The sequence below is a fragment of the Nonomuraea sp. NPDC049486 genome (genome assembly GCF_040676925.1).
GTDB classification, from domain to species: Bacteria; Actinomycetota; Actinomycetes; order Streptosporangiales; family Streptosporangiaceae; genus Nonomuraea; species Nonomuraea ferruginea.
Genome location: NZ_JBFAPV010000015.1, coordinates 46,910 through 56,102, shown reverse-complemented (window position 1 = coordinate 56,102; position 9,193 = coordinate 46,910). Strand labels below are relative to the sequence as shown.

Here is a 9,193-nt window from a genome sequence, read left to right as displayed (position 1 = left end):
GGGATGTGTCACCTCTCTGGTCCTTCGAGATCGGGAAGCGCGCCGGCGCGGCGGCAGGCCACGCGGGCGCGGCCCAGGGTCCGCAGCTCCTGCTCCTCGGTGCGGCAGGCGTCCTCCGCGAACGGGCAGCGCGGCGCGAGCGCGCAGCCGCCGCCCGCGGCGGCCTCCTCCGGGTCCTTGGTCAGGCGCACCCGGCCGGTCTCCTCCTCGCCGTCCAGCGAGGGCACGGCGGCCAGGAGCGCCATCGTGTACGGATGCCGCGGCCGGGCGAAGACCTCCTCGACCGGGCCCTCCTCGACGATCCGGCCCAGGTAGAGCACCACGACCCGGTCGCAGAAGCCGCGCACGGTGGCCAGGTCGTGCGAGATGAACACCGAGCCGCGGCCCCGCTCGGCCGTCACCTCGCCGATCACCTTCAGGATCTGCGCCTGTACGGTCACGTCCAGCGCGGACGTGGGCTCGTCGAAGACGATCAGGTCGGGCTCACCGGCCAGCGCCCTGGCGATGCCGACGCGCTGCGCCTGGCCGCCGGACAGCTCGTGCGGGCGGCGCTCGGCGTACGTCCCGTCCAGGCCCATGCGCTCCAGCACCGCCGCGACCCGCCGGGCCCGTTCGGGCGCCTTGACCCCGGCGGCGCGCAGGGGCTCGGCCACCGCGTCGGCGACGGTGCGGCGCGGGCTGAGCGAGCCGATCGGGTCCTGGAACACGAGCTGGGCGCGGCAGCGCAGGGCGCGCAGCTCCCGCCCGCGCAGACGTGACGGCTCCTGCCCGGCCAGCGTGACCACTCCCCGCGACGGGGTGATCATGCCGAGCATGAGCCGGGCCAGCGTGCTCTTCCCACTCCCGCTCTCGCCGACCACGCCCACGGTCTCCCCCGCCCGCACAGTCAGACTGACCCCACGCAGCGCATGGTGCCCCCCCGCCCCGAACCGGCTCCCGTACACCACATGCGCATCCTCAACCCGCACAACCTCATCACCGGAACCGGCGGAAGGGACGGATTCGCCGGACTCGCCGGACTCGGCAGACACCCCCGCACCTACGGGCCGCGCACGGTCGGCGGGATCGGCGCAGTCGGCGGAACCTGCGGCCTGCCCGGCCTGCCCGGCCTCCCCGGCCTCCCCGGCCTCCCCGGATTCCCCGGACTCGGCGGGGTGGGGGGTTGGGGTGGGGAGGGTGGGGACGGCCGCGAGGAGGGTGCGGGTGTAGGGGGCGGCTGGGGTGGTCAGGATGGCGGTGGTGGGGCCGTGTTCGACGATCGCGCCCGCGTTCAGGACGACGAGGCGGTCGCAGATGCGGGCGATGGACGCGAGGTCGTGGGAGATGAGGAGCACGCCGCGGCCCTCCTCGTCGGCCGCCTCGCGGAACCGGAGCAGGATCTCGCGGGTGAGGGTGACGTCCAGGCCGGTGGTGGGCTCGTCGGCGATGAGCAGTCCAGGGGCGCAGCCGGTGGCGAGGGAGATCATGACGCGCTGCGCCTGGCCGCCGGAGAGCTCGTGCGGGTAGCTGCCGAACCGCCGGGCCGCCGCGCGGATGCCGACGCTCTCGAACAGGTCCACCGCCGCCGAGCGCGCCTGGGAGGCGTCCATGCCCTGGTGGGTCACCAGGCGGTCGGTGAGCTGGCGGCCGATGACGCGGGTCGGGCTGAGCGCGCCGCGCGGGTTCTGGAAGCAGATCGCCGCGCCCGCGCCGCGGTGCGCCGCCAGCGCCGCGGCGTCCATCGTCAGCACGTCCCGATCCTCGAAGAGGACCTGGCCGGTGGCGCGGGCGCCGTCCGGCAGGAGCCCCACGACCGATCTGGCGATCATGCTCTTGCCGCCGCCGCTCTCCCCCACCAGCCCGACGACCTCGCCGCGCGCGACCGTGAGGTCCACGCCGGCGAGTGCCTGTACGGAACCGATGGCGACCTTCAGGTCCCGGATGTCGAGCAGGGTCATCGGGTGACCCCCGCGCGTTCCTGCAGCCCTTCGCCGAGGAGGCTGAACCCGAGGACGCTGACCAGCAGGAGCAGGCCGGGCGGCACCGAGGTCCACCAGCGCCCGGCGACCACGTCCGCCGAGCCGAGACTGATCATGGCCCCCCACTCCGCCGTCGGCACGGTGACGCCGAGACCCAGGAAGGACAGCCCCGCCAGGGTGAGCATGGCCCAGCCGCAGTTCAGCGGCGCGATGACGCGTACCGGGGTGAGGCTGTTGGGCAGCACGTGCCGCCAGAGGGTGCCCAGGCCGGACGATCCCGACGTCCTGGACGCCTCCACGAACGGCAGTTCCCGCACCGTGCGCACCTCGGCCCGGACGAGACGGGCGTACGCGGGCGCGTTGACCAGGGCGATCACCAGGATCAGCTCGGGCACGCCGCCCCCGAGCAGGGCGGCGACCGCCAGCGCCAGGATGAACGCCGGGAACGCCTGGAACACGTCCAGGATCCGCATCAGCACGTCGTCGACCAGCCCGCCGCGGTACCCGGCGACGATCCCGAGCAGCGTGCCGAGCACCACGGCCAGGGCGACCGACGCGACGGCGACGCCCAGGTCCAGGCGGCCCGCATGCAGCACCCGGCTGAGGATGTCCATGCCGTTGACGTCGGTCCCCAGCGGGTGCGCCCCGCCGGGCGGGGCCAGCGAGGCCGCCGCGTCGATCTCCTCGGGTCCCCAGCGGACCAGCAGCGGCCCGATCAGCACGGCGAGCACGACCAGCCCAAGGATCACCGACCCGGTCCGGATCAGCGTGGTGGCGAAGCCGCGGTCCGCGGCGGCGGCGCGCGGCGGGCCGGCCTCCCCCGCCGTGGTCAGGTCGGCCATCAGATCCTCACTCTCGGGTCGAGGACGGCGTGCACCACGTCCGCGATCAGGAAGATCAGCGTGTAGCACAGCGCGATCACCACGACCGACGCCTGCACCACCGGGTAGTCCCGGAACAGCAGCCCGCGCAGCGCCCACTGCCCGAAGCCCTGCCAGGAGAAGACGTACTCCACCAGCACCGTCGACCCGATCGCGAACCCGAACACCAGCGCCGCCAGCGCGGGCAGCCGCACCAGGGCGGCGCGGGCGAGATAGCCGCGCAGCAGCGTGCGCTCCGGCAGGCCGTGCGCGGCGGCCGCCCGGTAGGCCTCCGAGCCCAGCACCTCCAGCGCCGAGGCGCGCACGCTGCGCATCAGCGGCGCCACGATGACGACGACCATGGTCGCCACCGGCAGCACCAGGTGGCCGGCGGCCGACGCGAACGCCGGGCCGTTGCCGGTGAGCACCGCGTCCAGCAGGTCCGCGCCGGTGATCAGCGACAGGTTCGTGTCCGGGTCGACCCGGCCGCTGGGCGCCGGCACCCAGCCGAGGCCGCTGTACACGACCAGGATGAGCACCAGGCCGAGCCAGAACTCCGGCAGCGAGTTGCCCACCAGGGCCAGCACCCGCAGCGTGTGGTCACCGGCGCGGCCCGCGCGGCGCGCGGACCAGATGCCGAGCACGGTGGCCAGCACCGTCGCGATCGTCACGGCGATCACGACGAGCTCCAGCGTGGGCCCGAGGCGGACGGCCATCTCGCCCATCACCGACTGGCCGCTCTGGATGGACAGGCCCAGGTCACCGGTGAACAGCCCGCCCAGGTAGTCCACGAACTGCTGCCACATCGGCTGGTCCAGCCCGTAACGGGCACGTGCCGCCGCCGCGTCGGCCTCCGTGGCGTTGGGGCCGAGGATCGTCCGGATCGGATCGCCGGGCAGCACGCGGACCAGCACGAACGTCACCACGACGACGCCGAGGAGGACGGGCACGGCCTGCAGCAGGCGCCGTGCGGTGAATCGGGCGATCCGCACAGTTATGCCTTGGTCAGGTAACGCAGGCGGGCCAGGCCGTCCATCGGCTGGACCCAGCCGGCGACCTCCTCGCGCACCGGGAGGGTGAAGTTCGGCTGGCAGATGATCGCCCACGGCACGTCGGCCGCGAGGATCTCCTGCACCCGGGCCCACAGCTTGAGCCGCTCGGCCTCCTCCACCGTGGTGTGCGACTGCTCGAAGATCTTCTCGATCTCGTCGTTGACGTAGTTGGAGTAGTTCAGGTTGGCGCCCTTGGTGAAGCTGGTGCCGAGCATGTACTCGACGTCGTTGACCCACAGCTGCCCGGCGGTGAGCTGCAGCGGGATGCTCTTCTTCTCGCGGCGCTCGCCGAGGGTCGCCGGGTCCAGCGGGGCGAGCTTCAGCTCGATGTCGGCCTTCCTGGCCTCGCTCTGCACCAGCACGGCGATCTGCTGCTGCTCGGCGTTGTCGGCCTCGAAGACGAGCTCGGAGCTGATCGACGGCTTGCCGGCCTCGGCCAGCAGGGCCTTCGCCTTGTCCAGGTCGTAGGCGTAGGGGTAGCCGGTCTCGGCGTAACCCGGCATGTCCAGCGGCACCAGGCTCTTGGCCGGGCGGGCGTCGCCGCCGTACACGTTGCTGATGATCTGCTCGTACGGAACCGCGCAGGCCAGCGCCTGGCGCACCTTGACGTCGTCGAACGGCGCGGTGGCGACCGACATCTGGATGGCCACCTGGTTGTTGCTGGGCGCCGAGATCACCTTGATGCCTTGGGCGTCCTTCAGGTCGGCGACGTCGCGGCGGCTCATCCCGAGGGCGATGTCCACGTCGCCCGCCTCCAGCTGGAGGCGCTGGGTGGCGGCGGCCGAGACCACGGTGAGGCGGATGGTGCTCAGCCTGGCCGGGTCCTGGCCGGGGTAGCCGGTGTTGGCGCTGAGCTCGATCTCCTGGCCCTGGACCGCCTTGGAGACCTCGAAGTAGCCGCCGGTCGGCGGGTTCTTGGCGAACCACTCCTTGGCCCAGGGGTCGGCGTCGGTGGCGTGCTTCTTGGCCTCGGCGGAGTCGAAGACGTACAGGGAGATGGCCTGGATCTGCCGGGTGAGCGCGCTGGGGAACGCCTGGTGGAACTCCACCGTGTAGTCGTCGACCACCTTGACCTGGTCGGCCTCGGTGAGCCCGATCAGCCGGTAGACGCCCGCGACGTTGGCCTTGGCGGCGAACGCCCGGTCCTTGGACCATTTGACGTCGGCCGCGGTCATCTCGTTGCCGCTGGCGAACTTGACGCCCTTGCGCAGCTTCAGCGTCCAGACCTTGTTGTCGGCGTCCGGCTCGAACGACTCGGCGAAGGTGGGGGCGATGCTCTCGGTGTCGAGGATCTGCGCCCCGCCGACGTCCTTCACGCCGTAGTCGATCATGTAGGGGAAGACGTTCTTGAACAGCATGAGCGCGGTGAGGTCGAACCCCACGAAGTCCTGGTCCCAGCTGCTGACGTAGCCGCCCACGGCGATGCGCAGCGCGCCGCCCTCCCCGCCGGACGCGGCCCCCGACGGCTGCGGCTGCTCGCCCCCCTTGGTCCCGGCGGCGCACCCGGCGGCGAGCAGCAGCGCCACGCCGCCGCCGAGCCGCAGCGCCGACCTGCGCGACATCGGCAGCGAGCCGGCGGCGACCGCACGTGAGAATCCGGCCATGGGGGTCCTCCTGGGGGACACGGAAGAGACGACGTGTTCAGTCAGGCCTTCCGTTCACTGAACGCTCCCGCGTGCCAGTTCACCGGTCAGAGTCCTGTCTATCTCTGACGTTGTACCGGTAACCGGGCATTAAGGACAAGGACGTTCAGATAATTTCACCAGAGGGAAACATCCCGGCGGGCAGGCCGAGACGGGTGAGCGCCGCCGCCACCAGCTCGTCCGGTGACAGCGCCACGTCCAGCACCATCCCGGACTCGTCCGGATCGAGGTGCTCCAGGATCTGCTGCTGCGAGTCGAGCAGGCTGGCCGCCATGTAGTGGCCGGTGCGGCGGGTCATCCGGTCCCTGATCAGCTCCGGGGCCCCGTCGAGGTGGACGAACTCCACGTCCGGCGGTCCCTGCCGCAGGACGTCGCGGTAGGCGCGCTTGAGCGCCGAGCACGCCAGGACGGTGGAGACGCCTTCGGCGTGCCGGTCGGCCATCCAGGAGGCCAGGTCGCGCAGCCACGGCCAGCGGTCCGCGTCGTCCAGCGGGACGCCGGCGCGCATCCGGGCCACGTTCGCCTCCGAGTGGAACTCGTCCGCCTCGGCGAACCGCAGCCCGGTCGCCTCGCTGATGCCGCGGGCCACGGTCGTCTTGCCCGCGCCCGACACGCCCATGACCACGATGTGCCGGGTGGGCGGACGGTCACCAGTCATGGACGGTGCCGTCCTTGAGCCGGTTGAACGGCAGGTAGGCCGCCTGGTACGGGAAGCGCGCCGCCGCCTCCTCGTCGAGCTCCACGCCGATCCCCGGCAGCTCGCCGGGATGCAGGTAGCCGTTGGTGAAGCTGAACGACTGCCGGAACACCTCGTCGGTGGCCGGGCCGTGCCGCATGTACTCCTGGATGCCGAAGTTGTGGATCGCCAGGTCCAGGTGGAGCGCGGCGGCCATGCCGACCGGCGAGATGTCGGTCGGGCCGTGGATGCCGGACTTGATCTGGTACTGGGCGGCGTAGTCGAGGAGCTTGCGCATGGCGGTGATCCCGCCGGTGTGGGTGACGGCGGAGCGGACGTAGTCGATGAGCTGCTCGCGGATCAGGGTCTGGTAGTCCCACACGGTGTTGAAGACCTCGCCGATGGCCAGCGGGGTGGTGGTGTGCTGCCGGACCAGGCGCAGCGCCTCCTGGTTCTCCGCCGGGGTGCAGTCCTCCAGCCAGAACAGGTCGTACGGTTCGAGGTCCTTGCCGAGCCTGGCCGCCTGGATGGGGGTCATCCGGTGGTGCCCGTCGTGCAGCAGCGGCAGCTCGGGGCCGAACTCGTTCCGCACCGCCTCGAAGACGCGGGGCAGGTGGCGCAGGTAGGCGCGGGTGTCCCAGTCCTCCTCCGCGGGCAGCGGGGTGCGCCGGGCCGGCTCGTAGTCGTACCGCATGCCTCCGACGCCGGCCTGGGCGGCGACGCCGTACACCGCGTCGACCCCCGGCACGGAGGTCTGCACCCGGATCGACCGGTACCCCAGCTCCAGGTGCAGGCGGATCGAGTCGAACAGCTCCGGCAGGTCGCGGCCCGAGGCGTGCCCGTACGCCATGATCCCGTTCCGGGAGGCTCCGCCGAGCAGCTGGTAGAGCGGCATCCCGGCGGCCTTGGCCTTGATGTCCCAGAGCGCCACGTCCACGGCGGCGATGGCGGCCATGGTGACGGGGCCGCGCCGCCAGTACGCCGAGCGGTAGAGGAACTGCCAGGTGTCCTCGATGCGGTGCGGGTCCCGTCCGATCAGCAGGGGGGCGACGTGGTCGGCCAGGTACGACGCGACCGCCAGCTCCCGCCCGTTGAGGGTGCCGTCGCCCAGCCCGGTGATCCCGTCATCCGTCGTGATCTTGAGGGTCACGAAGTTGCGGTCGGGGCTGGTGACGATGACGTCCGCTGCGGTGATCTTCACGTGGATGCCTTTCTCAACGAGGGGTCACGACGTCGCGGCCAGGAAGGCGCGGGCCCGCTCGCGCAGGGCGTCCAGGTCGCCGCCGGACGCCGCGTCGCCGACCAGCGGCCCCCCGACGCCGGCCGCGATCGCGCCGGCGGCGAGGAAGCCGGGCAGCTCGGCCAGGCCGACGCCGCCCACCGCGACGAACGGGAGGCGCGGGAACGGGTCGCGCAGCGCCTTCAGGTAGGCCGGGCCGCCCAGCGAGGCGGGGAAGAGCTTGACCGCGGCGGCGCCCATCCGCGTCGCGGTGTACGCCTCGGTCGGGGTGAGCGCTCCGGCGGCGACCGGGAGCCCTCGCCTGGCCGCCGCGCCGATGGAGTCGACGACGGCCGGGGTGACGACGAACTGCGCGCCGGCGGCGGCCACGTCGGCGACGTCCGCCTCGGTGAGCACGGTGCCGGCGCCGACCAGCGTGCCGGCCGGCGCGGCGGCCCGGATGGCCGCGATGGCGTCGAGCGCGCCGGGGGTGGTCAGGGCCACCTCCAGCACGCGGACGCCCTCGTCGAGGAGCGCGGTCCCGGCGGCGACGGCGGCCGCCCCGCCGGAGCCGCGGATGATCGCCAGCAGCCGGGTGTCGGCGAGGGTGGCGGTGAAGTCGGATGTCATGGTCACCATTCCGCGTAGGAGCCGTCCCGGTGCCGCCAGACGGGGCCGCGCCAGGCGTGTCCCCGCTTGCCGGCCGAGCGCACCGCCTGCTCGTCGACCTCGACGCCCAGGCCGGGCCCGGTGAGCCGCTCGACGTACCCGTCGACGAAGGTCAGCGGGGTCTTGTCCACGCAGTAGTCCAGCATGTCGGCGCCCAGGTTGTAGTGGATGCCGAGGCTCTGCTCCTGGATCAGGTAGTTGGGCGTGGCGAAGCCGACCTGCAGGCAGGCCGCGAGGGCGATCGGGCCGAGCGGGCAGTGCGGGGCGAGCTGCACGTCGTACACCTCGGCGAGCGCCGCGATCTTGCGCACCTCGGTGATGCCGCCGGCGTGCGAGAGGTCCGGCTGGGCGACCGCGATGCCGGCCTGGAGGACGGGCAGGAACTCCTGCCTGCTGTAGAGCCGCTCCCCCGTCGAGACGGGGATGGTGGTCGAGCGGACGAACTCGCCGATGAGGTGCGAGTTCTCCGGTACGACCGGCTCCTCCAGGAACAGCGGCCGGTACGGCTCCAGCAGCGGCGCCACCCGGCGGGCGCTGGCGAGGGTGAACCGCCCGTGCAGGTCGACGGCGACGTCACGGTGGTCGCCGAGGACCTCGCGGGCGGCGGCCACCCGGGCGACCACGCCGTTCAGCTCGGCGACCGACGCGACCGGGCTCATCCTGCCCGAGGCGTTCATCTTCACCGCGGTGAGCCCGGCCTCGACCTGGGCGGCGACGTGGTCGCGGACCTCGCCCGGCTCGTCGCCGCCGACCCAGCCGTACACCCGGATCCGGTCCCGGACCGGCCCGCCGAGCAGCTGGTGCACCGGGGCGCCGAAGTGCTTGCCCGCGATGTCCCAGAGCGCCTGGTCGAGGCCCGCCACGGCGCTGGCCAGGATCGGGCCGCCGCGGTAGAACGAGCCCTTGGTCAGCACCTGCCAGTGGTCCTCGATCCGCAGCGCGTCCCGGCCGATCAGCAGCTCCGCGAGCTGGTCCACGGCGGTCCTGACGGTCTCGGAACGCCCCTCGCAGGTGGCCTCGCCCCAGCCGACGATCCCGGAGCCGGTCTCCACCCGGACGAAGAGCCAGCGGGGGGCGACGAGGAAGGTCTCGACGCGCGCGATGGTCGTCATCGGC

8 protein-coding genes are annotated in these 9,193 nt (G+C 72.7%); all 8 read right to left on the bottom strand.

Annotated features, from left to right (window positions below; translation table 11 throughout):
- Positions 1-8: 8 nt before the first annotated feature.
- The 8 genes from AB0K05_RS34755 to dgoD all read right to left on the bottom strand — a co-directional run bounded on the left by AB0K05_RS34755 (position 9) and on the right by dgoD (position 9,189).
- Positions 9-1,937: an ABC transporter ATP-binding protein gene (locus AB0K05_RS34755; protein ID WP_364234901.1), complete on the bottom strand. Its 1,929-nt coding sequence runs from the start codon at positions 1,935-1,937 to the stop codon at positions 9-11.
- Positions 1,934-2,800, bottom strand: a complete 867-nt coding sequence (locus tag AB0K05_RS34750) for an ABC transporter permease (RefSeq protein ID WP_219546262.1) — start codon at positions 2,798-2,800, stop codon at positions 1,934-1,936. The genes AB0K05_RS34755 and AB0K05_RS34750 overlap by 4 nt, the downstream gene beginning before the upstream one ends.
- Complete coding sequence (locus AB0K05_RS34745) at positions 2,800-3,810, bottom strand: ABC transporter permease (protein ID WP_364234897.1); 1,011 nt, start codon at positions 3,808-3,810, stop codon at positions 2,800-2,802. Before AB0K05_RS34745 ends, AB0K05_RS34750 begins: the two co-directional genes overlap by 1 nt.
- Before the next feature lie 2 nt (positions 3,811-3,812).
- Positions 3,813-5,474, bottom strand: a complete 1,662-nt coding sequence (locus AB0K05_RS34740) for an ABC transporter substrate-binding protein (protein WP_364234894.1) — start codon at positions 5,472-5,474, stop codon at positions 3,813-3,815.
- A 145-nt stretch (positions 5,475-5,619) separates the two neighbouring features.
- Positions 5,620-6,171: a gluconokinase gene (locus AB0K05_RS34735; protein ID WP_364234891.1), complete on the bottom strand. Its 552-nt coding sequence runs from the start codon at positions 6,169-6,171 to the stop codon at positions 5,620-5,622.
- Positions 6,161-7,390, bottom strand: coding sequence for a D-mannonate dehydratase ManD (manD, locus tag AB0K05_RS34730; protein WP_364234888.1), 1,230 nt, complete (start codon positions 7,388-7,390; stop codon positions 6,161-6,163). The genes AB0K05_RS34735 and manD overlap by 11 nt, the downstream gene beginning before the upstream one ends.
- A 24-nt stretch (positions 7,391-7,414) precedes the next feature.
- Complete coding sequence (locus AB0K05_RS34725) at positions 7,415-8,038, bottom strand: bifunctional 4-hydroxy-2-oxoglutarate aldolase/2-dehydro-3-deoxy-phosphogluconate aldolase (protein WP_364234885.1); 624 nt, start codon at positions 8,036-8,038, stop codon at positions 7,415-7,417.
- A gap of 2 nt (positions 8,039-8,040) precedes the next feature.
- Positions 8,041-9,189 carry a galactonate dehydratase gene (gene dgoD, locus AB0K05_RS34720; RefSeq protein WP_364234882.1) on the bottom strand — a complete coding sequence of 383 codons (1,149 nt, stop codon included), beginning with the start codon at positions 9,187-9,189 and terminating at the stop codon, positions 8,041-8,043.
- Positions 9,190-9,193: the final 4 nt, after the last annotated feature.